Annotated in this window: 23 protein-coding genes; 10 read left to right on the plus strand and 13 right to left on the minus strand. The window is 56.1% G+C overall.

Translation table 11 applies throughout. The annotated features are described in order from the left end of the window. Window positions 1–344: 344 nt before the first annotated feature. Window positions 345–908 carry a YceI family protein gene (locus tag VXJ35_RS21960; protein ID WP_054760706.1) on the minus strand — a complete coding sequence of 188 codons (564 nt, stop codon included), beginning with the start codon at window positions 906–908 and terminating at the stop codon, window positions 345–347. Between the two features lie 97 nt (window positions 909–1,005). Between VXJ35_RS21960 and VXJ35_RS21965 the strand changes: the two genes are divergently transcribed. The 5 genes from VXJ35_RS21965 to fdxA all read left to right on the plus strand — a co-directional run bounded on the left by VXJ35_RS21965 (window position 1,006) and on the right by fdxA (window position 5,790). Then, window positions 1,006–1,350, plus strand: coding sequence for a DUF2069 domain-containing protein (locus VXJ35_RS21965; protein ID WP_064023650.1), 345 nt, complete (start codon window positions 1,006–1,008; stop codon window positions 1,348–1,350). Window positions 1,351–1,360: 10 nt separating this feature from the next. Beyond that, window positions 1,361–2,053, plus strand: coding sequence for a DnaA regulatory inactivator Hda (hda, locus tag VXJ35_RS21970; RefSeq protein ID WP_064023190.1), 693 nt, complete (start codon window positions 1,361–1,363; stop codon window positions 2,051–2,053). Then, entirely contained in the window at window positions 2,050–2,988 is a 939-nt protein-coding gene (locus tag VXJ35_RS21975; RefSeq protein ID WP_064023191.1) for a ketopantoate reductase family protein, read from the plus strand. Before hda ends, VXJ35_RS21975 begins: the two co-directional genes overlap by 4 nt. Window positions 2,989–3,207: 219 nt before the next feature. Continuing rightward, window positions 3,208–5,319, plus strand: coding sequence for an elongation factor G (fusA, locus tag VXJ35_RS21980; RefSeq protein ID WP_064023192.1), 2,112 nt, complete (start codon window positions 3,208–3,210; stop codon window positions 5,317–5,319). Window positions 5,320–5,466: 147 nt separating this feature from the next. Further along, window positions 5,467–5,790 (plus strand): ferredoxin FdxA, encoded by a 324-nt coding sequence (gene fdxA, locus VXJ35_RS21985; protein WP_054760699.1) that lies wholly within the window; start codon window positions 5,467–5,469, stop codon window positions 5,788–5,790. 141 nt (window positions 5,791–5,931) lie between these two features. Here fdxA and VXJ35_RS21990 read toward each other — a convergent pair whose 3' ends face one another. The 6 genes from VXJ35_RS21990 to VXJ35_RS22015 form a co-directional block, all read right to left on the minus strand. Continuing rightward, complete coding sequence (locus tag VXJ35_RS21990; protein WP_231914809.1) at window positions 5,932–6,627, minus strand: DUF3240 family protein; 696 nt, start codon at window positions 6,625–6,627, stop codon at window positions 5,932–5,934. 109 nt (window positions 6,628–6,736) lie between these two features. After that, window positions 6,737–7,042, minus strand: a complete 306-nt coding sequence (locus VXJ35_RS21995) for a DUF3240 family protein (RefSeq protein ID WP_054760695.1) — start codon at window positions 7,040–7,042, stop codon at window positions 6,737–6,739. Further along, on the minus strand, window positions 7,039–10,101 hold the full coding sequence (locus VXJ35_RS22000) for an efflux RND transporter permease subunit (RefSeq protein WP_064023193.1): 3,063 nt from the start codon (window positions 10,099–10,101) through the stop codon (window positions 7,039–7,041). Before VXJ35_RS22000 ends, VXJ35_RS21995 begins: the two co-directional genes overlap by 4 nt. Beyond that, window positions 10,101–11,165 (minus strand): efflux RND transporter periplasmic adaptor subunit, encoded by a 1,065-nt coding sequence (locus tag VXJ35_RS22005; RefSeq protein WP_064023194.1) that lies wholly within the window; start codon window positions 11,163–11,165, stop codon window positions 10,101–10,103. Before VXJ35_RS22005 ends, VXJ35_RS22000 begins: the two co-directional genes overlap by 1 nt. A 23-nt stretch (window positions 11,166–11,188) precedes the next feature. Continuing rightward, window positions 11,189–12,496: a TolC family protein gene (locus VXJ35_RS22010; RefSeq protein ID WP_064023195.1), complete on the minus strand. Its 1,308-nt coding sequence runs from the start codon at window positions 12,494–12,496 to the stop codon at window positions 11,189–11,191. Between the two features lie 112 nt (window positions 12,497–12,608). Continuing rightward, the gene (locus VXJ35_RS22015; RefSeq protein ID WP_064023196.1) at window positions 12,609–13,001 is read right to left on the minus strand and encodes a hypothetical protein; all 393 of its coding nucleotides are present in this window, start codon (window positions 12,999–13,001) and stop codon (window positions 12,609–12,611) included. Window positions 13,002–13,141: 140 nt separating this feature from the next. Here VXJ35_RS22015 and VXJ35_RS22020 point away from each other — a divergent pair, with 140 nt between their 5' ends. From VXJ35_RS22020 to VXJ35_RS22040, 5 genes are all read left to right on the plus strand, one after another. Next, complete coding sequence (locus VXJ35_RS22020) at window positions 13,142–14,095, plus strand: Tim44 domain-containing protein (RefSeq protein WP_064023197.1); 954 nt, start codon at window positions 13,142–13,144, stop codon at window positions 14,093–14,095. Window positions 14,096–14,097: 2 nt separating this feature from the next. Next, window positions 14,098–14,718, plus strand: coding sequence for a class I SAM-dependent methyltransferase (locus VXJ35_RS22025; RefSeq protein ID WP_064023198.1), 621 nt, complete (start codon window positions 14,098–14,100; stop codon window positions 14,716–14,718). A gap of 649 nt (window positions 14,719–15,367) precedes the next feature. Next, window positions 15,368–17,299 carry a TonB-dependent siderophore receptor gene (locus VXJ35_RS22030; RefSeq protein WP_197495922.1) on the plus strand — a complete coding sequence of 644 codons (1,932 nt, stop codon included), beginning with the start codon at window positions 15,368–15,370 and terminating at the stop codon, window positions 17,297–17,299. Window positions 17,300–17,341: 42 nt separating this feature from the next. Beyond that, the gene (locus VXJ35_RS22035) at window positions 17,342–17,875 is read left to right on the plus strand and encodes a YfiR family protein (RefSeq protein ID WP_157770347.1); all 534 of its coding nucleotides are present in this window, start codon (window positions 17,342–17,344) and stop codon (window positions 17,873–17,875) included. A 2-nt stretch (window positions 17,876–17,877) separates the two neighbouring features. Next, entirely contained in the window at window positions 17,878–19,410 is a 1,533-nt protein-coding gene (locus VXJ35_RS22040; RefSeq protein WP_064023201.1) for an ATP-binding protein, read from the plus strand. Window positions 19,411–19,501: 91 nt separating this feature from the next. Here the strand turns inward: VXJ35_RS22040 and phoU are convergent, their stop codons facing one another. The 6 genes from phoU to VXJ35_RS22070 form a co-directional block, all read right to left on the minus strand. Then, window positions 19,502–20,221 (minus strand): phosphate signaling complex protein PhoU, encoded by a 720-nt coding sequence (gene phoU, locus VXJ35_RS22045; protein WP_064023202.1) that lies wholly within the window; start codon window positions 20,219–20,221, stop codon window positions 19,502–19,504. A gap of 10 nt (window positions 20,222–20,231) precedes the next feature. After that, window positions 20,232–21,065 carry a phosphate ABC transporter ATP-binding protein PstB gene (gene pstB / locus VXJ35_RS22050; protein ID WP_064023203.1) on the minus strand — a complete coding sequence of 278 codons (834 nt, stop codon included), beginning with the start codon at window positions 21,063–21,065 and terminating at the stop codon, window positions 20,232–20,234. A 26-nt stretch (window positions 21,066–21,091) separates the two neighbouring features. Next, window positions 21,092–22,744, minus strand: coding sequence for a phosphate ABC transporter permease PstA (gene pstA / locus VXJ35_RS22055; protein WP_064023204.1), 1,653 nt, complete (start codon window positions 22,742–22,744; stop codon window positions 21,092–21,094). Beyond that, the gene (locus VXJ35_RS22060; protein ID WP_064023205.1) at window positions 22,741–25,023 is read right to left on the minus strand and encodes an ABC transporter permease subunit; all 2,283 of its coding nucleotides are present in this window, start codon (window positions 25,021–25,023) and stop codon (window positions 22,741–22,743) included. Before VXJ35_RS22060 ends, pstA begins: the two co-directional genes overlap by 4 nt. A gap of 215 nt (window positions 25,024–25,238) precedes the next feature. Next, window positions 25,239–26,228, minus strand: coding sequence for a PstS family phosphate ABC transporter substrate-binding protein (locus VXJ35_RS22065; protein WP_064023206.1), 990 nt, complete (start codon window positions 26,226–26,228; stop codon window positions 25,239–25,241). A gap of 119 nt (window positions 26,229–26,347) precedes the next feature. Beyond that, window positions 26,348–26,863, minus strand: a complete 516-nt coding sequence (locus VXJ35_RS22070; protein WP_064023207.1) for a dihydrofolate reductase — start codon at window positions 26,861–26,863, stop codon at window positions 26,348–26,350. Window positions 26,864–26,922: the final 59 nt, after the last annotated feature.

Raw genomic sequence — 26,922 nt, forward strand, 5'->3', positions numbered from 1 at the left:
TGGCGGCGGCCACGGAAGTTATGCACACAAAGCCTACACCAACCAGCCGCAAATAACGCTTGACAAAATAACTCTTTGAAATAAAAAAGAATAAGGATAAGGCGTTGATAAATATCAAAAAACAAGCCTGTCCAAATTTTATACAATTTAACGAAACGCCAGTATTTGCGGGCAACCGGCGGGGCTTTCGACATTCAATACACAGAGTTATCCACAGACATTGTGGTTAACCGGAGATTTTTCAGCAGCAAGAAGCGCTTAGCGCATAATAGCGAGAATGCCTTGAGGAGTTCACGTAACCCGAAAGCTTTTCCAAGCCGCCGGCGTACGCCAACCATTCCGGTTTAGTCTTTGACCGCTTCGACTTGGATCAACACTTTGACCTGGTCGGCAACCGCAGGTACGTATTTGTCGACGCCAAATTCGGAACGCCTGATCGTAGCCGAGGCATCGGCACCGCAACTGTACTTCATCCGTAACGGATTGATACTGCAATAAAAATGCTGGACATCTAACCGTACAGGTTTACTGACGCCGTGCAGCGTCAACACGCCGTCGGCCCCGACCAATGTCTCGCCCTGGAAAATCAATCGGTTGGATTTGAAACTCATCACCGGGTATTTTGCGCTATCCAAAAAATCCGGCCCGCGCAAATGTTGCTCCAATTCGGCCAGTCCGGTGCTGATCGAAGCGGTATTGACTGAAATGTCTATGCTGCCGGTAGCGGCCGCGGTATCCAGCAACACCTTGCCGGAAGTTTCGTTAAAACGCCCGCGCTGAGTGGAGAAACCCAAATGGTTTATCTCGAAACTCGGAAACGTGTGCCGGCTATCGATCGTATAACTGTCGGCAGCCAAGACCGCACAACTGCATAAACTCGCGCCAATTACAGCCCAAAAACGCACCATGACATTCTCCAAAAGCAAAAAGACCAAACTGCATTATGGCAAAGAGTTTGTGATAATGAGCGGGTTAACATTCCACCGCCCGGCGAGCGCCGCATTCATGCAAAGAATCCATTACTACTACATCGCGTTGGCCGGATTTTTCGGTTTGTTCTTGTTGTTGATGGCGTGGCATACCGTATTGTCGCCATCTACCCGCGTTCCGACGGCGCTGATCTTAATTGCCAGCGTCGGCCCGCTACTGCTGCCGTTTCGGGGCCTGTTGCACAGAAATTTGAAAAGCTGTACCTGGATGAGCTACCTCAGCTTGCCGTATTTCGCCCACGGCATCGCCGAATCTTACGTCAGCCAAAGCCAACGCCCGTACGCCTTGCTGGAGGTGTTGTTCAGCTTAATGCTGTGTTTCGGTGCCGGCTTATACGTTTACAAAGCGGAAAAAGCGTAAACCAACGCCGATGCAAGTCCCGTTACAGTTCGAATTCCAGGCCAACCAGACCTTCAACAGCTATTACGCCGGAAATAACGGCGAAATCCTCGACCAATTGCAGAAGCTGGCTACCACGGGCACGGAACAGCAAATTTACCTGTGGGGCGAGAACGGCAGCGGCAAAAGCCATTTACTGCAAGCCTGTTGCCAACTCGCGACGCAGGCCAATGTAGAGCCGTTCTATTTGGCGCTGGCGCCGGACCGTCTGCCAAATCCGGCCTTACTGGAAGGCTTAGAACATCTGGAATTGGTATGCCTGGACAACATACAGCACATTGCCGGCCATTCGGATTGGGAACACGCCTTTTTCAATTTTTACAACGCCCACCGCCAAGCCAGTCACCGGCTGCTGCTGGCAGCCGACTGCCCACCCAAATATCTGAGCTACCAATTGCCGGACTTGAAGACGCGGATGGGCTGGGGACTGACCTTGAGAATTCAGCCGTTGCGGGACGACCAATTGATCGACGCCTTGACCCATAAAGCACATTTTTTGGGCTTCGACATCCCGCCCGCCGTCGGCCGCTTCTTGCTGAACCATTACGTGCACGACATCGCCGCGCTATGGTCATTACTGGACAAAATCGACCGGGCGACTTTGGCCGCGCAACGCAAACTGACGATCCCGTTTTTGAAACAGATTTTGAGCGACACGCCGTGAGCAGCAAAATACTGATCGTCGGTGCCGGGGCGATAGGCGGCTTTTACGGAGCCTTGCTGGCCAGATCCGGCGCCGAAGTCAGTGTGGTTTGCCGTTCTGATTACGACTACGTCCGCCGTCACGGCTTCGAGATCGACAGCCATACGCTGGGCCGCTGGCGATTTCGTCCGGCGCAAGTTTTGCGACAGGCGGGCGATTACCGCGATTGCGCCGATTATTTGCTACTGTGCAGCAAAGTCGTGGCCGACATCGACCGCGTCGGCCTGATCCGGGAAGGCCTGGCCGGCAAGACCGCAATCGCGTTCATACAAAACGGCGTCGATATCGAAGCCGAATTGCTTTCCGCCTTCCCGGACAGAGTCCTGATCAGCGGCTTGGCTTATATTTGCTGCAATCGGGTGGCGCCAGGCCACATCAAGCATCTGGCCTACGGCAAACTGACTATCGGCGCTCTCACCCCGGACTCTGCCGGGCTTGGCCAACAGCTGGGGGATTTATTCGCCGCCGGCGGCGCCGACTGCGAAATCAGCCGGGACATCGTCGCCAGTCGCTGGCAGAAATGCGTCTGGAACGCGCCGTTCAACCCATTATCGGTGCTGTCGGGCGGCCTAGCGACTCAGGCGATCTTGCAGAGCCAGGAAGATTTTGTCCGCGATATTATGCAGGAGGTTTGCCGAATCGCCTCGGCATCCGGCCATCCGTTACCGGACGATACGGTCGATCTGAATATCGAGCGCACGCGCCACATGCCGCCTTACAAAACCAGCATGTTGCTGGATTTCGAACACGGCCGACCGATGGAAACCGAGGCCATTCTCGGCAATGCGGTTCGCGCCGCGCAACGCCTCAACGTCGAAACTCCGCGCTTGCAAGCGCTCTATGCGCTGATGCGCCTTAGAGAGCTGCAAATTCGGGAAAATCGCGCGCCGCAATAATTCGCACAATTGACATTCCGTTTTTTTTGATTTTTCGGTTAGAATGTGAAGATTTTCATTGACCTTGTCATTGAAGAAGCCGTGTGCATTTCGCCTCATACCTAACAAAGCGAAGAGCGGCCGCATACTTCGCTAGGCTAGCAGCTATGTGATCCACAACGACCGTGGCAATGGTGCTGGGGTTTAAAGAGTTTTTATGTTCAATTTTAGAGTACAACCATGACTGATCTATCGCTTTACAGAAACATCGGTATCTTCGCGCACGTCGATGCCGGTAAAACCACTACCACCGAGCGGATTTTGAAGCTGACCGGAAAAATCCACAAAATCGGTGAAGTTCACGAAGGCGAATCAACCATGGACTTCATGGCTCAGGAAGCCGAACGCGGCATCACCATTCAGTCGGCGGCCACCACCTGTTCTTGGGCCGGCAGCACCAAGCAATTTGAACCACACCGCTTCAACATCATCGACACCCCGGGCCACGTTGACTTTACTATCGAAGTTTATCGTTCCTTGAAAGTATTGGACGGCGGTATCGGCGTATTCTGCGGTTCCGGCGGCGTTGAACCACAATCCGAAACCAACTGGCGCTATGCGAACGACTCCAAAGTCTCTCGTCTAATCTACGTCAACAAGCTGGACAGACTGGGTGCAAATTTCTACCGCGTCGTCAAACAAGTCGAAGACGTGCTGGGCGCGAAACCGGTTGTCATGACCTTGCCTATTGGCGAAGAAGAAAATTTTGTCGGCGTAGTCGACCTGCTGACCCGTAAAGCCTGGGTCTGGGACAACTCCGGCGACCCGTTGAAGTACGAAATCCAAGACGTACCTGCCGACATGGTCGAGCAAGTCGAAGAATGGCGCGCGAAACTGATCGATTCAGTCGCGGACCAAGACGACGAGATCATGGAGAAATATCTGGAAGGCGAAGAGCCTACCATCGAAGAAATCAAGCACTGCATCCGCAAGGGCACCATCGCGATGGACTTCTTCCCGACCTATTGCGGTTCATCCTTCAAAAACAAAGGCGTGCAATTGGTGCTGGACGGCGTCGTCGAATACCTGCCGAATCCTACCGAAGTCAATCCGCAGCCTGAAACCGACATCGAAGGCGTGCCAACCGGCGAACACGCGATTGTCGATCCGGAACGTCCGTTCCGCGCACTGGTTTTCAAAATCATGGACGACCGTTTTGGCGCCCTAAACTTCGTCCGTATTTATTCCGGCAAGCTGAAAAAAGGCGACTCGGTATTGAACACTTACACCGGCAAAACCGAACGTGTGGGCCGGATGGTGGAAATGCACGCCAACGACCGTAACGAGATCGAAACCGCTCAAGCCGGCGACATCGTGGCGTTGATCGGTTTGAAAAACGTCCAAACCGGCCACACCCTGTGCGATCCGGACAAACCGGCCACATTGGAGCCGATGGTATTCCCGGACCCCGTTATCTCGATCGCCATTGCGCCGAAAGACAAAGGCAGCAACGAAAAAATGGGTATCGCCCTGGGCAAAATGGTTCAAGAAGATCCGTCCTTCCGCGTCGAAACCGACCAAGAATCCGGCGAAACCATCATTAAAGGTATGGGCGAGTTGCATTTGGATATCAAAGTGGACATCCTGAAACGGACCCACGGCGTCGAGGTCAACGTCGGCAAACCTCAGGTTGCTTACCGCGAGACCATCACCAAGCGCGTCGAAGACGAATACGTCCACAAAAAACAATCCGGCGGTTCAGGCCAATACGCGAAAATCAACTACATCATCGAGCCGGGCGAACCCGGCAGCGGCTTCCAGTTCGAATCCAGCGTGGTCGGCGGTAACGTACCTCGCGAATACTGGCCGGCGGTCGAGAAAGGTTTCAAAGCCAGTATCGACAAAGGTGTATTGGCAGGCTTCCCTTGCTTGGATTTCAAAGTCAACTTGACCGACGGTGCCTTCCACGCGGTCGACTCGTCATCGATTGCGTTTGAAATCGCCGCCCGCGCTGCGTATCGTCAATCGATTCCAAAAGGCGCGCCGCAATTGTTGGAACCGATCATGAAAGTCGACGTCTTCACACCGGAAGCTCATGTCGGCGACGTGATCGGCGACTTGAACCGCCGCCGTGGCATGATCAAATCGCAAGATCCAGGCGTCACCGGCGTCCGCATCAAAGCCGACGTGCCGCTGAGCGACATGTTCGGTTACATCGGCGACTTGCGCACCATGACGTCCGGCCGCGGCCAGTTCTCGATGGAGTTCTCGCATTACGCACCTTGTCCGAAAAACGTCGCGGACGAAGTCATCAAAGAAGTCAACGAACGCAACAAAAATAAGGACAAGTAAATTGTCCGGAACCGGGGGCTTATCGCCTCCGGTTCGATTTCGCGTTCCGGCTCGCGAGCCGACTGCTCGATAACAGGCTTATTTTCAACCATAAAGTTTCCGCCACGTACGGAAACTTGTTCCAGTACCTAACCTTGGAAGAACATTATGGCTTTTGTAATTACCGAAAACTGCATTAAATGCAAATTCACCGACTGCGTCGACGTTTGTCCGGTGGACTGCTTTCACGAGGGGCCCAACTTCCTGGTCATCGACCCGGACGAGTGCATCGACTGCACGCTGTGCGAACCGGAATGTCCGGCGAACGCTATCCATGCCGAAGACGAATTGCCGGAAGGCCAAGAACACTTTGCGGCATTGAATGCGGAATTGGCCAAAGTCTGGCCGTTGATCACCGAAGTGAAAGATGCGCTGCCCGACGCCGACGAGTGGAACGGCAAACCCGGCAAATTCGCACTGTTGGAAAAATAAACCCGTTCTCTTATTCGAACGAACCGGACCACTGCCCGTAACCCGCGGCTTTGGTCCGCCTCATTCAGGCCGGCATTGCGCCGAATTTGCCAAACCGCTGCTTAAACTGGCCGCCCGCTCCCACCTGATCCGGCTGCCGCTCTAAATCTCGCCTTTCTCGATTACCGGCATGATCCAATAATGGATGCCCGAGCCGGAAAACTCCTGTTTCAGCCTTTCCAGCAGCGCCGATATCGCCATTTTTTCGGCGTAGATTTGGAAACGCGCGGTTTGCTGTTCGTTGGCATCCGCAGCCGTCAGGAACTTGGTCATCCGGTGCTCGCCGTAACTGTCCTGGTCCAACTCGAACCCCGCTAAGCACTCCATCATCGCCGCTTCCAAATCCGGCGGGACGATAAACGATATCGAGAACTGTTGGTGGTTGACCGACTTGAAAAAGTCATCTTCGCTATTAAACCGATCGGACGCGTTTTTGATGACTTGCAGATATCGGCCGCGGCGGCGGTCGCCTTTGCGTCTGTCGGCAATATCGGCGGGTACTTCGGTCTGGTTTTGGCGGGGATCGTTGTACCAACTACGATGGTAATAGGGCCTGACCACGACCATCCGCCCGTTAAACCGCCGATTTTTCAAAGCCTTGACCACGCGTTGCACGGTAATATCGGAATCCAGCGTTACCAGGCCGTGGTATTCGATGGTACCGACCCGGGTGTCTTGCAGCGCCAAAATCTCCACATCGACAATTCGTCCGGACTTTCTGAAAAAACCGTTGTTCAGCGCGGGAGCCACGAATTCGGAGATTTCTATATGCCGGGTGTTGGCGGGGATTCTGCGCAAAAAAATGTTCATAACTGTTAATGTGGCATGGGAATTAGCTCGTTACACAACGTTTAACCGGTGTCCACAGAACTGTAGCACTCCCAACCTGATTCTGCATACTTTATGCCTAAATAACGCCCTGTTCGATTGCCGGAACCAGCCAGTAATGCAGCCCGGAGCCGGCGAACTCCTGTTTAAACCTAGCCAACAACGCCGGGATATGCTGCTTTTCCACATACATCTGAAAGCGGAGCTTGCGCTGGTGTCCGGCGACTTGCTCCGCCAGCGACAAGCCCTGGACATTGTGGTCGTGGACATTGGCCGGAAAACTGGAAAAACCCTGCTGCCAATCCAAGGCCAACAGACAGTCGACCAAAGCGTCTTCCAAACTCGGCGGCGCCGTCACGGTCAAGATAAATGCATCGCGGTTCATCGTCTAAGCTCCGGGCTGCGGCCGAACAATTTGTACAGTATCGGCAACACGATCAGAGTCAGCAAGGTGGACGACAACAGGCCGCCGGTCACCACAATCGCCAACGGCCGCTGGATTTCCGAACCCGGCCCGGAGGCGAACAACAGCGGGATCAAGCCGAAGGCGGCAATGCTGGCGGTCATCAATACCGGCCGGAGCCGGCGGGCGGAGCCGACCACGACGACGCGGGCAATGTCCATGCCGGTTAAGCACAATTGGTTGAAATAGCTGACCATAACCACGCCGTTCAATACGGCGATGCCCAATAATGCGATAAAGCCCACCGATGCCGGCACCGACAAGTACTCGCCGGACAACCATAGCCCGAACACGCCGCCGATCAGCGCCAACGGAATATTAGACAACACCAGCACCGCTTGCCGTACCGAACCGAAGGTGGAAAACAGCAACAAGAAGATCAACCCCAGCGATAACGGAATCACCAGGCTCAAGCGTGCCGACGCCCGTTGCTGGTTTTCGAACTGGCCACCGAATTCGACGTGAAAACCTTCCGGCAATTTGACCCGTTCCGCTACGGCTTGGCGAGCCTCGTCGACAAAACCGACCAAATCGCGGCCTTCGACGTTGCTGCGGATCACGACGAAACGCTGGCCCTTTTCCCGGTCGATAGAGACCACGCCTTCCACCGGCTGAATCTTCGCCACCGCAGTAATCGGTACATGGCCGCCGTCGGGCAGCGTCAATTGCAGATTGTCGAAGTCGGCGGTGTTACTGGCGCCGCGCAGCAACAGCGGCGTACGCTTGACGCCCTCCTGGACGATACCGAGTTGCACGCCTTCGATTTGGGCGCGCAACAAGGTTTCGATGCCGTTGGCATCCAAACCGAACCGTCCGGCAGCCTGGCGGTCGATACTGACTTGCAAAAACTGCATGCCCTCGTTCTTACGGGTAAACACGTCGCTGGCGCCGGGGATGGTTTTCAATACCGCTTCGATCTGTTCGGCCTTGCGATTCAAAATGTCCAGATCGGCGCCGAATAATTTGACGGCAACGTCGCCGCGGGTGCCGGTCAACATTTCCGAAACCCGCATTTCGATAGGCTGGGTAAAACCGAAGGCGATACCCGGCGTGTGGTCCATGATCTTGCGGATTTCCTCGATCAACTGTTCCTTGCTGTCCATCCGCCATTCAGACTTCGGTTTCAGAATCAAAAAGGTGTCGGTATCGTTTAGGCTCATAGGGTCCAAACCCAGTTCATCGGTACCCACCCGCGACACGACATTTTTCACTTCCGGGATATGTTCGAGAATATTTTTCTGCACTCGAACGTCCAACGCCACGGAATCGAGCAATGTAATGGACGGCAGTTTTTCCAATTGCACGATGATGTCGCCTTCGTCCATCGTCGGCATAAAAGTGCTGCCTATTTGAGTGAACACCAGCAAACTGGCCGCCAGCATCGCACCGGCGCCGACAAAGACTTTTTTACTGTTGTCCAAACACCAGGCCAGTATAGGCTGATACCACTGCAATAATTTGCGCGGCAACCAAGGCTCTTCGTGCGCAACCTGTTTGATCAGCAACGAGGCCAAGACCGGAATCACCGTCAAAGACAAAATCAACGAACCGCTCAAAGCAAAGACGATCGTCATTGCCACCGGTCCGAACAGCTTGCCCTCCAAACCTTGCAAGGTCAAAAGCGGCAAAAACACGATGACGATGATTAAAATCCCGGAAGTCACCGGCAACGCGACTTCGCGGGCGGCCCGGTAAATCAAATGCAGGCGCGGCAATCGTTCCGCCTTATGGTGATCGGCCAGCAAGGTGATTATGTTTTCGACAACGACCACCGCGCCGTCGACCAGCATGCCGATCGCGATCGCCAGACCGCCCAAACTCATCAAGTTAGCGGACATCCCGAAGGCATGCATCAGGATGAAAGTCACTAGCGCCGCCATCGGCAAGGCCATCGCCACGGTCAGTGCCGCCCGCAAGTCGCCCAAAAACAAGATTAGCAACACCACCACCAACACGATCGCTTCCAGCAAGGCTTTGGATACCGTGTCGACTGCCTTACCGACCAGTACACCACGGTTATAAAACACGTCTAAACGCACGCCATCCGGCAAGCTGGGTTGCAGTTCCGCCAGTTTAGTTTCGAGTTGTTCGATGGTTTGGCGCGCATTGGCTCCGCGCAGGCTCAGCACCACCGCGGTCACCGCCTCGCCGTTGCCGTCCTTGCTGACTGCACCGTAGCGGGTCAGCGCGCCGATCCGTACCTCGGCAACGTCTTCCACCCGAATCGGCGTACCCTGGTGCTGGGCAACAACAATCGATTTGACATCCTGCTCGTTTTTGATGCGGCCCTCGGCCCGCACGATTAAGGCCTCTTCGCCCTCGGTCAAACGCCCGGCACCGTCGTTACGGTTGTTTTTTTCCAGCGCGGCCATCAATTGCTCGATGCCGATATTACGCGCCGCCATCCGCACGTTGTCCGGTACCACTTCGAAACTGCGCACCAAGCCACCCAGCGCATTGACGTCGGCCACACCCTTAACGGTGCGCAAGGCCGGCCGTATGGTCCAATCCAACAATTCCCGGCGCTGCATCTGGGTTAAATCGCCGCCCTCGATCGCGAACATGAACATCTCGCCCAATGGCGTCGTCATCGGCGCAATGCCGCCTTGTACACCGTCCGGCAAATTGCTCCAAATCCCGTTTAGGCGTTCCGCTACCTGTTGCCTGGCCCAGTAAATATCGGTGCCTTCCTCGAAATCCAGCGTGATGTCGGTGATGGCGTATTTGGCCAACGAGCGCAGCATGGTCTGGTGCGGAATCCCCAGCAACTCCACTTCGATCGGCGCGGTGATCCGCGCTTCGACTTCTTCCGGAGTCATGCCGTTGGCTTTGACAATAATCTTAACTTGAGTCGGCGATACCTCCGGAAAAGCGTCTATCGGAATATGCTTGAGGGCAAAATAACCGCCGCCGGATAACAACAGCACAGCCAGCAAGATCAACAGACGCTGGGTCAGCGCAAAGCGAATCAGCGAGGCCATTATTCATCGCTCCCCAAACCCAACCAATTGGCCTTCAAAGCCACCGCGCCTTTGACGGCGATTTGTTCGTTGCCGGCCAACGCGCCGCTGATCAATGAGTCGCTGCCTTGCTTGCCGTTGACGGTGACTTCGGTCACGGCAAAGCCGTCGGCATTGCGCACGAAAACATAACTGCGGCCTTCGTTTTGCGACAGCGCAGAATTCGGCACGCTAAAGCCGCCTGGAAGGCCTGGTTGCAGAATTTGCACGTTGACGTTCTGCCCGACCCGCAAGCCTTGGGGTTTGCCGTCGACCACCGCCCGAGCCAATACTGTCTGGTTATCGGCGTTAACGCTTTGCCCCAACAGGCTGATCGTCGCCGAAATGTCGCCGGGTTCCAGCCGCACCCGATCGCCCACCTTGACGTTGCTGAGGCGTTCTTGAGGGATACTGATTTCCAGCCATAATTCCGCCAAGTCGGCGATGCGGTACATCGGCGCCTGGATATCCAGCCGCGCTCCCAGATTGGCCATCCGCTCCAACACCACACCGTCGATTGGCGCCCGGATCTGCAAGCTATCGCCGAGCTTACGGCTTTGCGCCAGCGTTTGAATCTCGGCGGCAGACATGCCTGCCAACAGCAACAATTGCCTGGCCTCGTCGGCTCGCGCCGCCTTGGCGCTATGCTGGGTCTGGGTCTCCTGCCACCGGCGTTCGGCGATGACCCCTTCCTGCAACAGCTTTTGGTCCCGACTGCGTTCCAGCCCGGATAAGTGCAGTTCGCTGGTGGCGGTAAGAAAAGCTTGTTGCAAGCCGACCAATTCCGGACTGCGCAATTGGGCCAGCACCTGACCCTTATGCACCGTATCGCCGACATTGGCCGCCAGCCGCGTCACTAGACCCGGCTGGCTACTGCTGACCAAGACTTCACGGTCGGCCGGCGTTACCACTTTGCCCGGCGCGTAGAATAGCGGCACGGTCGAACTGGGGACCAATGCGGCAGTTTTGATGTCCAGATTCTCGATCTGCTGCTGGCTGATTCGAATTTGCGCGTCCTGAGCCGAAACAGCGGCAGCCACAACCATTAACACTAGTGTGGCGGGCGTTCTCACGGCTGCACTCCGAGCGCTTGGTTGTAAAACGCGATATTGCGTTGCAGTTTCACTTCCTGCAATTTGGCGTTGCGTACGGCTTCCAGACTGCGCGCCTGGATTTTGATCAAATCCAGCAGGTTGATTTCGCCGGCCGAAAAACTGACTTCGGTCATTTTCAAATGGGTCTCGGCGATTTGTTTCAATTCGTTGGCAATCGCCAATTCGGCCCGGGTTACTTCCAACGCATGTTCCGCCTCGTGCAGGTTTTTTTCCAACTGGCGGTATAAATGTTCGCGTTGCGCCATGGCATTATTCAGTTCCAAATTGGCTTTGGCGATTTCCGGCGCGTTATAGGCATCGCCGCCGAACAACATGACCACGCCGACGCCGGCACTCTCGATATTCTGGCCGTCGCGGCCATCGCGGGTACTTTTGGCGCCGATATTCAATTTCGGCTGGTTGATCGGATCCGTGGTTTTGATCCATTCCACCTCCGCCCGTCTACGTTCGATCACGGCGTTCACGGCTTCCAGTACCGGATGGTTAGCGGTAATGCTTTGCAGCTCGCTCTGCCGTTCCTGATAATTGGCCGGCACCCGCGCCAGCGTAGTCAGGCTGGAATAGGCCTTACGGCTGTGCATGACTTCGGCTTCGGCCTGGGTCACCAACGCCCGGTTTTGCAAATATTCGCCCTTGGCCAGCAACAAATCGGCGCGCGGCAAATCGCCGAGCTCGACTCGCCGCTCGACCTTCTTCATCAACTGCTCCGACACCGACAGCGCATTCTGCGCCTGTTGCAAGCCGATATTGGCGATCTCCATATTCCACAAGGCTTCCCGCACCAACCGCGTCACTTCCAATTTAACCGCCGCCGACTGCTTTTGCGCCGACAAACCGGCCCGCTCCGCCACGGCTTGGCCGGCGTCGCGTTGGCCCCAGCTCCAGGTCGTGACTTCCACCGTCGCCGACATCTCGCGCGCGCCGCGATTATTCGCCACCCGATCGTCGAAATAATCCAAAGCCAAGGCGGTCGATCCGGCCACCCAGGCATCGCTGCGTTCGGCCAGCGCATCGGCTTCTTGGGCCAAGGCTTCGCTAACTAGGCGGTCGGGGTATTTTTCCAAAGTCAGTTCGACCAATCCGGACAGGCTCAGCGCCGGATCGGTTTCGATCGGGTCCAGATGTGCGACGATCAGGTTGTCCGCTGCCATAGCGGTCTGCGGCGGCTGCCGGTTTTCGTCCTCATTGGTTTGCGCCGCGCAAGGCAAGGCGGCTAACAGCAGCGCAGGTAATCCGTATTGAATATGACGGTATCCGGTCATATCTCGCTCCAAAAAATTGATCGATGGTATGGCCCGCGGGCGCTAACGGCCGCGGCCGGTAAGGAGGTAATGGGCGGCGAGGCGTGTAAGCTACGCACGCCGGGACCCTCTCTCAGCAAATCGGAGGGGCGCGGGAGGCGTTATCGGCGGGAATGGGTGCCGTCGGCGGCGGCGATGTCCGGGAAGGGTGGTACGCTCTGCCAACGGTGGACTTGAGTCGGGGCACTGCGCTGGCCGGCAACAAGAAGGGAGCCGGGTTGAACCGTTCGCGATCCAATGACAGTTTGATCGCGGAGCCGACATTGACGACGGCCGCTTGATGTTGCATATCGTGCCGGAGGCTTTGCAATTCCGCATGGTCGGGATCGCTCTGCAAGCCTTCCAATCCGTGCAGATGGATGCCGCAGCCGCCGGTATCGCCGCCGACGTGGGCATGCACCAACGGCGCCGCAGTTTGCAGCAGCACCAGCAGCACAACCAGAAATTGACGCAGATATGCAACCATTTACGTTTTAGGAATGTCTGTGAACTCGCGTATCCGGCCAAACCCGCGGTTGTACCGGGCGGTACGAAACGCTATTCTACTTGAAAACCGCGATTCTACCCTGAATATTAGGAATCATTACTCGACTTAGGCGAAAAGCTATGAACAGAAAAATCGGCATTTTGGCAACATTATTCATTGCGCTGGCCTTGACGCTGGGCGGCATGCAGGAAGCCCAAGCCAAACGCATGGGCGGAGGTAAATCCTTCGGTAGCCGGCCCAGTTACAGCGCCCCCTACCAACGCTCGACCACACCCAACGACTTCGGCAACCAAGCCACGCGCTCTGCCAGCCAACAGCAGGCCGCGGCGCAAAACCAGGCTGCGCGCCAGAATTGGGCCGGCCGCGGCGGCTTGATGGGCATGCTCGGCGGCCTAGCCTTGGGCGGTTTGTTAGGCTCGCTGTTTTTCGGCGGCGCTTTCGAAGGCATCAATCTGATGGACATGCTGCTGTTCGCCGGTATCGCTTATCTGGTATACCGCTTGTTTGCGGCCAAAGCCGGCCAGCAGCCGGCAGCCAGCGGCGCTTTCGGCCAAGCTGGCGGCCAGTCAGGGCCGCAGTATTATCGCGAAAACCAAGGCGGCAATAACAGTCCGGCCGGTTTCGACACCGACGTATTGTTCGGCAAGAACAAAGCAGGCGCAGGCAGCAGCTTCCAATCGGCGGCAGCGGCCACTGCTATCCCGGCCGGTTTCGATCGGGCCGCATTCCTGAACGGCGCCGAAAAAGCCTACCGCTACCTGCAAGCCGCCTGGGACAACCGCGATCTGGCCGAGATTCGCGGCCTGGCCACCGATAAAGTCTTCGCCGAAATCCAACAGCAATTGCAAGCATCCGGCGAAACCAACCGTACTGAAATATTATCGTTGAAATCCGAATTGCTCGAAGTGAGCGAAGCCGGTGCCGAGCTGGAAGCAGCCGTGCTGTTCGAGAGCCTGGTCCGCGAAAACGGCGCCCAAGCCGAGACCGTGCGCGAGGTTTGGCATTTTGTTAAACCCAAACACAGCAGCCAAACCCGCTGGTTCCTGGACGGCATCCAACAGATCGAGGAGTAACCATGGCCGCCGCGGACAGCGAGCAGATCAGGCGGCGCTACGACCGGCTAGCGCCGTGGTTCGACAGCCTGGAAGGGATTCTGGAAGGCCTGCTGTTTCGCCGGCTACGCAAAAAACTGTGGTCCCAGGCCAGCGGCGGCCACATCTTGGAAGTGGGCGTCGGCACCGGTAAAAACTTTGCGTTTTATCCGGACGGCGCCCGAATTACCGGCATCGATTTCAGCCCGAAGATGTTGGAACAAGCGCAACGCAAACGCCAACGCAAACAAATTGCCGTCGATCTGGCGCAGATGGACGTGCAGGCGCTGGATTACGCGGACAACAGCTTCGATACCGTGATCGCCAGCTTTGTGTTCTGTTCGGTGCCGAAACCGCGCCGGGGTTTGAAAGAACTTTACCGGGTCTGCAAACCCGGCGGCCAGGTTCTGTTGCTGGAACACGTACTCAGTTCCAACCGATTCATGGCTTTTATGATGAATCTGCTGAATCCGCTGGTCGTCAAAACCCTGGGCGCCAATATCAACCGGGAAACGCTGAAAAACGTACAAGCCTGCCCGTTTCGAAACGTCTACACCGATCCGGCCAGTAGCGATATGATCAAACTGATCCGGGCCATCAAATAGGCTGCCGGCTCAGGCGGGTTTCTAAGCCAGCGCTCACATCACGTTGGCTAGCCCCGCGCAGGTCCCTGTTTCGATAGGACTAAGGTTTTCCTGCCTAACTCTGCGCAACGTGGCTGCATCCAATTGGTTGGCCCTGCCGCGAACCGGGACCGACCAGCGTAGTCCACCATTCTTCAGCACCGTCAATCGCCGCAGCGGAATTCGACGTCAGCCAAACCGTCAACGCCGACGCGCCGCTGGCGGAACATGCGCCAGCACTCGCGAAGGGCCGCAGTTCCAAACCGGCAACGGCCACCGGAACCCCTCCCAGAACCGGTTGGCGAGATAGTCGATGGTCCGCACCGCGTGCAGCAAAGCTGTTCACATCGCGGTTACGCCGTCCCGGTTACCTTTAGCCGACGCCTCAGGGCGCGGCAGTGCCCGGCTCGACAGCGGCGCAGTTAGTTCTATTAGGCAATAGGTTGCGGCTTACCCGCATGTTAATGTCGACGGTTTTGTATGCGGTCTAGCCGCAACCGGCCGGCTATCGGTTGCGCTTTAACCTCCGCCGTCTAAAATGCTTTTGAGCTTTTCATCACATTTACAGGCTATGCCGCGTCCCGCTAACAACTTCGAATACATACGCTCGATACTGCTGTTATGCTCCGCCATGGCTGCACCGCTGCCGGGACAGGCCGACGCCGAATCCCTGGAACGGCTGAAAGCTTTGTCCCTACAGGAACTCACGGCCACCACCGTATCGCTCGCGGTGAAAAACCAGCAAAATTTACAAGAAGCCGCGGCGGCGGCCTACGTGATCAGCAACGAGGAAATCCGGCGTTCCGGCATGCAATCGATACCGGAATTGCTGCGCAAGGTGCCGGGTCTGGAAGTGGCAAGGGTAGACGCCAACCAGTGGGCCATCAGTAGCCGCGGTTTCAACGGCGCATTCGCCAACAAGCTATTGGTCATGGTCGACGGCCGCACGGTTTACGATCCGTTCAATTCCGGCGTGTATTGGAACGAGCAGGACTATCCGTTGGAAGACGTCGACCGCATCGAAGTCATCCGCGGCCCCGGCGCGACGATGTGGGGCTCGAATGCGGTGAACGGCGTGATCAATATCGTCACCCGCACCGCGCAGGAATCGCGTGGCGCACTGGCGTCGGCAGGCAGCTCGCAGGAAGAGCCCGGGTTCGGCACGTTGCGTTACGGCGGCCAAATCAATCCGAATCTGCATTACCGGGTTTACGGCAAATACAACCACCGCGACGACTTTCACTTCAACGACGGCAGCAAGGCCGCGGACAACCTGGATTTGGGCCGCGCCGGCTTCAGGAGCGACTGGACCCCGGACGCGCGCGAAACCCTGACGCTGCAAGGCGACTATTTCAACGGCACCATGCAACAAACCTTGACCGGCGCCGACGCCGCAATGCCGTTAATGCCTGACCGCACCCAGAAGCAGGGCGGCAATTTGCTGTTGCGCTGGCAACGAACATTGGCGGACGGCAGCCGTTTGCAGATTCGCAGTTATTTCGACCACGCCAGCCGGCAGCAAATACGGCTGGACCATCGCCGCAACACCTTCGATTTCGACGTGCAACACAGCTTTCGCTGGGGCAACCATTACCCGACCTGGGGCGGAGGCTACCGCTTCAACAGCGATAAGCTAACGCAGAAGTTGGCATTGCTCAGTTTCGAGCCGGACCGACGCGACTTGCACCTGTTCAATATGTTCGCCCAAGACGAATGGCGGCTGTTCGGCGACGATGTCCGGCTGATTTACGGCGGCAAACTGGAGCATAACGATTTCACCGGCTTCGAACTGCAACCGACCGCGCGCTTGTTATGGAACCTCGATCCGCAACACAGCCTGTGGGCCGCCGTTTCCCGTGCGGTGCGGGTACCGTCCCGGGTCGAACACGACCTGAATTTGCTCTACAACTTCACCCCCGGCGTGACGGCCAATATCCGCGGCGGCGACAGTTTCAAGTCCGAGACGGCGCTTAGTTACGAACTGGGTTACCGCTTTTTCCCGAACCGCGCTTTCAATCTGGATACCGCGCTGTTTTACAGCGATTACGCCCGCTTGAGCACGACCGAACCGCAACCGGCGATTGCCGGCGGCGGCGGCGTGCTGGTGCCTTTTCAAATCGCCAACATGGCCCAAGGCGAAACCTATGGCTGGGAGACTTCGCTGAATTGGCGGGCCTCGGAATTCTGGCGCCTGCAAGGCAGCTATAGCTTGTTCGGTATGGCCATCCACAAAGATCCGCAAAGTTTGGACAGTGCCGCGGAAATCGCCGAAGGCAACAGCCCCCGCCACCGTTTCAATCTGAGCTCCTACCTCAATCTGCCTTACCGCTTGGAATTCGACAGCCATTGGTATTACACGGATCGGCTGGCCAACGGCGTGCCTGCTTACCATCGGTTGGATTTAAGGCTGGGCTGGCAAGCCAATCTGCACTTGGAATTGGCCGCCGGCGTGCAGAATCTGCTGGACAATCGCCATTTGGAGTTCATTCCGCCTCAGGATAACCCGGTGTTGAGCAGCGAATTCGAACGCAATTACTACCTCAAAGCCACGTTGCGGTTCTGAATGCGAGTGTTACCGATCGATCGGACATTGCCGACCCGCAGCTTGACCGCCCTCATCGGGCGCCGGCTGGCGCCATGGCTACTGAGCGTAATCGTGTCGGCGTTTTCCATACCGGGTTCGGCACAGCAATTCAACGAAACCGAACTGAAAGCGGCATACCTCTACAATTTTGCGTATTTCATCACTTGGCCCGAGCCGGCGAGCCGCGACTTTTTGTTTTGCAGCTATGCCAATAGTCCGGTGACCGGCGTCCTGGCCCGCTTAATCGACGGCGAAAAGGTGCATGACCGGCCGATCCGCTTGTTGGTCGACCCGGTCCCGGAACAATTGCACGAATGCCACATCGTCTTCGTTCCGGGCCAACAGGAGCGAGTTCTGACGACGATATTGGAATACATCCGCGCGTTTCCTATATTAACCGTCAGCGATATTCCCGATTTCGAGCATCGGGGCGGTATGGTGCGCCTGACGACCGAAGATCGGCGGATTCAGCCGGTGATCCATCTGCAAAACGTGACCCGCGCCAAGCTTGCGGTTAGTTCCAAACTTTTGCGCAGCTCGCGCATCGCCGAATAAACATGGCAATCGGCAGCTTCCCCAATTTCGGATCGATTCGCCGCAAGATCTTCGCCATCGCCGCATTCACCGCATTGTTGACGGCGCTGATTACGTTGCTGTTCTTTTTGAGCACCGATTACCACCACCAAAAGCTTAAGTTGCTGGAACAAAGCCGGGTGTTATCGAAAATGCTGGCCAGCAACGTCTCCGCTGCCATCGTCTACCGCGATCCGAATACCGCCGAGGAAATATTGGCAGCCTTGAAAGAGAAAGCCGACGTACTGGACGCCTATATCTTTACCGAAGAGCAACAATTGTTCGCGGCCTACCACAGCAAAAGCGCCGCCGATAACGGAGAACCCTGGCCGGATGCGAAATTGCAGGACGGCTTCCGCCGCCTGTTCGGCGGCTACTTGCAGCAGGGCAATGACCACGTGTTCAGCACCGATGCGCTGGATTTGGCGGTGCCGATTCAGGTCGACCAACGCCGGATAGGCTTCGTCGCGCTGCACTTGTCGCTTGCCGAATTGAAACAAAGTTTCCGCTACACCGTATTGGAGGCGCTGGGCGCGATGTTGCTGGCCATCTCGATAGCGGTATTGCAAGCCCGCTGGCTGGGCGCCAAGATCAGCCGGCCTTTACTGCAATTGACCGCGAACATCGAACAAATCAGCCGTGATAACAATTTCGACGTTCGTTTACAAGCGGACAGCCAGGACGAAACCGGCGTCCTGATCAATACCTTCAATTCGATGCTGGATAAGTTGGAGCAGCACGAGCACAACAAAAACGCGTTGATCGTCAACCTGTCGCATGCAAAATGGGAAGCGGAACGCGCCAGCCGCGCCAAAACCGAGTTTCTGTCGCGGATGAGCCACGAATTCCGCACCCCGTTGAACGCGGTGATCGGATTCAGCCAATTGCTGGCGGCGGATACCGAACACCCGTTGAACACCGAGCAACAAGAATCGGCCCGGCATATTCTCGATGCCGGGTTACACCTGTTGGATCTGATCAGCGAGCTGTTGGATTTGTCGGCGGTGGAAAGCGGCAAGTTGACGCTCAATATCGCCAGCGTGGATTGCCGGCCGGTAATTTCCGAGTCTTTGGAATTGATCCGCCGCCAAGCCGAACAGCGCGGGATTCGCATCTCCGGCGATGTGCCGCAATGCGAGGTGTGGGTCGCGGCCGACCGGATGCGTTTGAAGCAATGCCTGTTGAACCTGCTCTCGAACGCGGTGAAATACAATCGGCCGCACGGCGACATCGCCTTGGGCGTGGAAGTTAAAGAACAGTCGGTACGGATTTGGGTGGAGGACAGCGGGGCCGGCATTGCCCCCGAGCAATTCGAGCTGCTGTTTCAACCGTTCAGCCGCTTCCACCACGACCAGGATTTGATCGAAGGTACCGGCATCGGCCTGCTATTGACCAAGCATATGGCCGAATCGATGGGCGGCGCCCTGGACGTGGAGAGCGAGCTGGGCCTAGGCAGCAAATTCACGCTGGTCTTGAACCGCGTGATAAAGCCGGCCGCCGCCGAGCCGACGCCTTAGCGCAATCTCGGCCCGCCAAAAGCCGGAACCGGAAAACATTAGCCGTCTGGGCACCGCTATTTTTCGGAGCAGCGCCGCCGGCCGGTGAAAATCAGCGCACCGCGTTGACGGTACGCTCCAAATCTTCCCGGCTCATATGCCGCACATCCTTGCCTTTAACCATGTAAATCACTTGTTCGCAAACGTTACAAGCGTGGTCGCCGATGCGTTCCAACGCTCGGGCCGCCCATAACATATCCAACGCCCGGGTGATATTGCGCGGATTTTCCATCATTTGCGTGATTAACTGACGAGTGATGCTGGTGTATTCGCGATCGACCTTAGCGTCCTGCTCGGTAATCGCAATCACTTCTTCGACGTCGTTTCTGGCGTAAGCGTCCAGCGCGCCGTTCAACATTTCCTTGACCAGATTCAGCAAATGCTCGATTTCGTAGTATTTGTCCTGGTAATAATCGGCGCCTTCCAGTCGCATCGTCATTTTGGCGATCCGGGCCGCTTCGTCGCCGATCCGCTCCAAGTCGGTGATGATCTTGATCGTCGCGATCAACATCCGCAAATCGAAGGCCGCCGGCTGGCGCTTGGCCATGATTTCGGTACATTCGTGGTCGATGTCCTTTTCCATTTCGTTGACTTGGTGGTCCTGCTGCACCACCTTTTCGGCATTTTCCATGTCGTAGCCCATGAAGGCCTTGGTCGCCAAATCGACTTGTTGCTCGACTAATCCGCCCATCGACAAGACTTTGTTGCGGATATCTTCCATCTCCTCGTTGAATTGGCGGGAGATGTGTTGTTTGATTTTGCTGTTGTCCATTGTTTACCTCCTAACCGTACCTACCGGTAATGTAATCTTCAGTTTGTTTTTTCGCCGGGTTGGTAAACAACTCGCTGGTTTCGCCAAATTCGATCAATTCGCCCATGTACATGAATGCGGTGTAATCGGACACCCGCGCCGCCTGTTGCATGTTATGGGTAACGATGACGATGGTGTATTTTTCCTTCAATTCGTTGATCAATTCCTCGATCTTCAGCGTGGATATCGGGTCCAACGCCGATGCCGGCTCGTCGAGCAGAATCACTTCCGGTTCGATGGCGATGGCGCGGGCAATTACCAGTCGCTGCTGCTGGCCGCCGGACATGCCCAAGGCGTTGTCGTTCAAACGGTTTTTCACTTCGTCCCACAACGCTGCGCCGCGCAGCGATTTTTCGACCACTTCGTCGAGGATGTGGCGGTCGTTGATGCCCTGTATCCGTAAACCGTAGGCCACGTTTTCGTATATCGTCTTCGGAAACGGATTCGGCTTTTGAAACACCATGCCTACCCGGCGCCGTAACGCGGCGACGTTGACCGATTTGTCGTAGATATCTTCGCCGTCCAACAGGATTTTGCCCTGGATACTGACGCCGTCCACCAGGTCGTTCATCCGGTTGATGCAGCGCAACAGCGTCGATTTGCCGCAACCGCTGGGACCGATATAGGCCGTGACCTTTCGCCGCGGCATTTCCATGTTGACGTTGTGCAACGCCTGCTTATGGCCGTAAAACAGATTCAGATCTTCCACCTTGATGCAGGTTTCGATCTTTTCCGACAGGTTACGGTCGTCTCGATTCAACGCGCTGATATCGATGGCGTGAGTTTTGGTTTGGGCAGTGGTCATGGTCCAAGTCCGGTTAAGAGGCGAGATTAGTTTTCCAGTGCGCGGTATTTTTCGCGCAAATTGTTGCGGATGGTGATGGCGAACATGTTCAGGCCGACGATCACCATCACCAGCAGCAGAGAAGTGGCGTACACCAATGGCCGTGCCGCTTCGACGTTCGGGCTTTGGAAGCCGACGTCGTAGATGTGGAAGCCCAAATGCATGAACTTACGATCCAAGTGCAGATACGGGAAATTGCCGTCCAGCGGCAGCGTCGGCGCCAGTTTGACGACGCCGACCAGCATCAACGGCGCCACTTCGCCGGCGGCACGGGCCACGGCCAAGATCAAGCCGGTCATGATCGCCGGGCTCGCCATCGGCAACACGGTGCGCCACAAGGTCTCGGCCTTGGTCGCGCCCAACGCCAGACTGCCTTCGCGGATCGATTTCGGAATCCGCGACAAACCTTCTTCGGTCGCGACGATGACGACCGGCAACGTCATCAGTGCCAGAGTCAACGAGGCCCACAATAAGCCGGGAGTACCGAATACCGGGGCCGGCGCGGCTTCCGGAAAAAACAGGCGGTCGATATTGCCGCCGATGATATAAACGAAAAAGCCGAGGCCGAAAACGCCGTATACGATAGACGGCACGCCGGCCAAATTGTTGACGGCGATGCGGATAATCTGGGTCACGAAACCTTGTTTGGCATACTCGCGCAAATAAACCGCGGCGATGACGCCGAACGGCGTCACTACCACCGCCATCAACAGCACCATCAATACGGTACCGAAAATCGCCGGAAATATGCCGCCTTCGGTGTTGGCTTCGCGCGGCTCGTCGCTAACGAAGGTGGCGAAGTTGCGGACGTACTCGACCATTTTATCCAGGCCGCTCATCGCATTGGGTTGAGTCAGTTTGACGATACGGTGCAGCGGCAGATTGATTTCCCGGCCGCCGGCCTCGACTACGACCAAACTGGCGCGCTTCATTTCTTGGTTCAGCTTGGCCAAGCGTACCTGAATTTCCTGGTACTGTTGTTGGTAAGCCTGTTTCTGGGCGGCGAACTCGCGGGCGTGGCCGTCATTCCATTCGCCTTTCAATTCCAAGGCGCGTTGTTTCAAGCGCAAGCGCTCCAAGCCATAATTGATCGCGCCGACGTCTTTGTTTTGCAGCTCGTCGATTTGTTCGTGCAAATCCAATGCCGCCGCCAACTTTTCCTGGGCGACGGCCAAAGCCGGTTCGCCTTGGGCGACGATGTTACCGTCTGCCTTGACCGCCTTCAGCCGGCCGTAGAAATTGCCCCATTCGCGGCGTTCTACGCTAATCAAATCCGCGGGTTCGGCTTTCTGCTTGATGTACTGCTGCTGAATCCAGCGAAAATCGCTCCCCAAGATATCGCGGTTACCGGTTTTTACCAAAAATTGCACCAGATACTCGGCGCCGTTCAGTATCTGGTGGCCGGCCGCTTTGGCCTGCGCGGCCGGCAGCAACGAGGTGTCGACCTCTTCGCCGATGATAGTGGAGCGGCCGTTTTGGTCCTCGTATTGGTACTCGACGATGTCGGCCGGCCAAAAATGGCCCAGGCCGCGTAGCGCAATCAGTAACAACAGGCCCGCAACCAACACCAGGTTGATCGTCACCGCACCGGCGGTCAACCAAATCCACGGCGAACCGCTTTTAAACCATTCTTTGATCATAGTGAACTGTATTTCTGTCTGAGATTTTGCCGGACCAATTCGGCCAGCGTATTAACGACGAAGGTGAACACGAACAATACCAGCGCCGCTAAAAACAGCACCCGGTAATGGGTACTGTTGACTTCCGACTCCGGCATTTCCACCGCAATATTGGCGGACAAAGTGCGCAATCCCTGAAAAATACTCAAATCCATCACCGGCGTATTACCGGTCGCCATCAGCACGATCATGGTTTCGCCCACCGCCCGGCCGAAGCCGATCATCACCGCGGAGAAAATACCGGGGCTGGCGGTCAGCAACACGACTTTGGTCATCGTTTGCCACGGCGTCGCCCCCAAAGCCAGCGAACCGGTGGTCAAATGTTTCGGTACGCTGAAAATAGCGTCTTCGGCAATCGAAAAAATCATCGGGATCACGGCAAAACCCATCGCCAAACCGACCACCAAAGTATTACGCTGGTCGTAACCGATGCCGAATTCCTCGCGCATCCAAACCCGCAAATCGCCGCGGAAAAACCAGGCTTCGAAACTCGGCGCCAGTTGAAACGCCAACCAGGCACCGAACACCACGACCGGCACCAAAACAATGGCATCCCAACCGTCGGGTATTTTGTGGCGGGTGGTTTCCGGAACCTGTTGCCAGAGGTAGGCAAACACCATGACCGAGAGCGGCACCACCATCAACACCGCGAAAATGCCGGCCAGATGGGATTCGACGAACGGCGCCAGCCATAGGCCGGCCAGAAAACCCAGAATCACGGTCGGTAACGCGCCCATGATCTCGATGCCGGGCTTGACGTACTGCCGCACCCGCGGCGCCATGAAATAACCGGTGTAGATCGCGCCGAACAAGGCCAGCGGTATCCCCATCAGCATCGCGTAAAACGAGGCTTTCAAGGTGCCGAACACCAGCGGCGTCAAGCTCATTTTCGGTTCGAAATCGTTGCTGGCCGACGACGATTGCCAGATGTAATCGGGCTTCGGATAACTCTCGTACCAAACTTTGCGCCACAGCGATTTCATCGAAATCTCCGGGTGTTCGTTTTCCAAATGCCAACTTTGTACTTTCCCCGCGGCGTCTTCCACCAGAAAGAAATCGGCTTTCGGCGACAAGGCCAACACGTGGGGTGCGGCCTGCAATAACTTGGTATTGATCAGCTCGCGCTCGGCGGTGGAGTTGTAAACCGCCAACTGCCCGCCGCTGTCGATCGCCAGCATGCCGCGCCGGCGCTGTTCCGCGCTAACCGCTACGATCGGGCTATCGGCCAACTGGAAGCTGCGCAATTTCTGCATGTTGACGTAGTTTTGGTCGTTGCGCACCAGCGACCACTGTGCCAACTCGCCCTTGGCATCGCCGACCAGCAACGAATTTTCGCCGTTCAGAAATTCGACACTGGTGATTTGCTGGCCGTTCTCGACCAGGTTCAACTTGTGTTTGACGGCCGGCGCCGATGCATCGCCGACATCCACAACCGTGATACTTTGCCGGCTGGCCAAATACAGATTGCGTTGCTCCTTATCGAGCAACATGAATTCGACATCGTCGCCGGCCACATCCAATACAGTATCGGTCGCCTCCCAGGACGCTTCGTCGTCGAACATCGATTCTTTTTTACTAAGCCGGCTCAACAACACGCGATTGTCGGCAGTCTTTGCCACCACCGTGCTGCGGCCGTCGGCGACAGCCAGAGCGATTTTCACCAAGGCCTGGCCGGTGTTATCGACCACTAAAGGCTGATTGCCGAGCGGATAAGCGACCGACGGCGTAATCAGGCGCTTGCCGTCCGGATAACTCAATTTGTATTCGTGCTTGGCGACCACCACCTTACCGTCCGTCAAGCCGAAGGCGACCACGCCTTTATCGATGCTGCCGTGGTTAAAGCTGGCAATTTGGCTGGTCTCCGGAAGGGCGATCGATACGTTGGCGACGATCTCGCCGCCGGCCACATTGAAAAACACCGCTTTGCCGGTATCGGTAAATCTGACCGCAATCTGGTTTTGTTCCTCAATGGCGGCGAACAGGGTTTTGCCCATTTCGGCAGCCGGGACAGCGTAGCCGCCGTTAGCGCTAGCCTCGAGCTTGGCCGGCAACAGCAGCGGAAAAACCACGTACAACAGATAAAAGAAAATCAGCACCACTGCGACGATGATGCTCAAACCGCCGATTACCACGCCCCGCGCCGCCAATTTGTCTTTAACCAGGCGCCAACGTTGGTAACTGTCGCTGGTAGCCGTTTGAAACAGCGTTGGTTTGCTTTTAATGGTTCGGGATTCAGTCATAACTGGGCATCACAAAATTAGCGGGGAAACTCATCGGAATGCTTACAAAAACAAAAAAGCCGATAATTTTCGTGCAATTATCGGCTTCGTCATTATACAAGATCAACCGCAGTTAATTGGCGGCCGGGAAAAAAGGGTGGCGATTTTTCTCGCCAGTCCATTGATGCATCCCTGCATAAATTGTCCCTGCTCAGGCCGGTCCCTGGCTTGATAAATCACTGAATCAGCGTCAGCGCTTTTTCCACCGCTTTGGCTGGCAACGGAATGTAGCCGTCTTTGATCACGACCTGCTGGCCGGTTTTGGACAACACCATTTTAATGAACTCTTTTTCCAGCGGCGCCAACGGTTCGTTCGGTTTTTTGTTGACGTAAACGTATAAAAAGCGCGACAGCGGATAAGCACCGGAAGTCGCATTTTCCGGAGTGGCTTCGATAAAGGCTTCGCCGTCTTTACGCGCCAACGCGACGGCTTTTACGCCGGAAGTGGAGTAGCCGATACCGGAGTAACCGATACCGTTTGCGGACGTGGTAACGGACTGAACCACCGATGCCGAACCGGGTTGTTCGTTGACGTTATTTTTGAAATCGCCTTTGCACAGCGCTTCGTCTTTGAAGAAACCGTAAGTACCGGAAACCGAGTTACGGCCGTACAACTGAATCGGCCGGCTGGCCCAGGCGCCGGTTAAGCCGGCCTGGCCCCAGTTGGTAATATCGTTGGCGCCGCCGCATTTGCGGGTTGACGACATGATCGCATCGACTTGCGGAATGCTCAGGCCTTTAACCGGGTTGTCCTTGTTAACGAATACCGCCAATGCGTCAATCGCAACCGGAATCGCGGTCGGTTTATAGCCGTATTTGCTTTCGAAATCGTCGATTTCGTTGTCTTTCATTTTCCGGCTCATCGGACCCAGGTTGGAAGTGCCTTCGGTCAGGGCCGGCGGCGCGGTCGAGGACCCGGCGGCTTGAATCTGGATGTTGACGTTGGGGTAAATTTTGCCGAACTCTTCGGCCCACAAAGTCATCAGGTTCGCCAAAGTATCAGAGCCGACGCTGGACAGGTTGCCGGAAATCCCACTCGCAGCCGAGTATTCCGGGAGAGCCGCATCCAAATTTGCGGGAGCCGCGGCGGCTTCGCCGGCCAACAACGCGGCGGATGCGAAACCCAATCCCATAACCAGCGATTTCAGCTTGAATGTTGTATTCATATAATTTCTCGAAAATTTTTAAAACCAAGATCAGTGTGCCAAAGTGACGTGACAATACTATGAAGCAAATATGACAGTTTTGTGACAGAACTTAAGGAATTGTATGCGCAACCGGCGTTTTAGCCAAAAATCCGCTCGGCAGTGCAGCTACCGACGCGCTGCAACTTTAGAAATCGATAGCGGAAATCCACGCTGGCGTCGTCTGCGATCTCCTCGCGGCTCAGCTCCTGCCATTGCCGCCGATCGAACTCGGGAAAGAAAGTATCGCCGGTAAAGCTGCGCTCGATCTCGGTTAAGTAAAGGTAATCGGCAACCGGCAACAAGGCTTGGTACAACGTGGCACCGCCGATCACGAACACCTCGTCGCGGTCGGCCACGGCTCGTAGCGCCGTCTCGATATCGGTAAAAACCTTGCATGCGGGCGCGTCGTATTCGGCGGCGCGGCTAATTACGATATTTTCCCGGCCAGGCAAGGCCTTGCCGATAGCTTCGAAGGTCTTCCGCCCCATCAACACCGGCGAACCCATCGTGATTTGTCTGAAGCGTTTCAAGTCGGCGGACAGGTGCCAAGGCATCCGGCCGTTCAGACCAATGGCATTGTTGCTGGCCATTGCCACAATCAGTGATATTTTCATGCGAAAAATTTAAGATGCGGATTTAATCCGTAACCCGACATGATACAAGAAACGCCGAA

This window comes from Methylomonas sp. DH-1, from assembly GCF_046097555.1.
GTDB classification, from domain to species: domain Bacteria; phylum Pseudomonadota; class Gammaproteobacteria; order Methylococcales; family Methylomonadaceae; genus Methylomonas; species Methylomonas koyamae.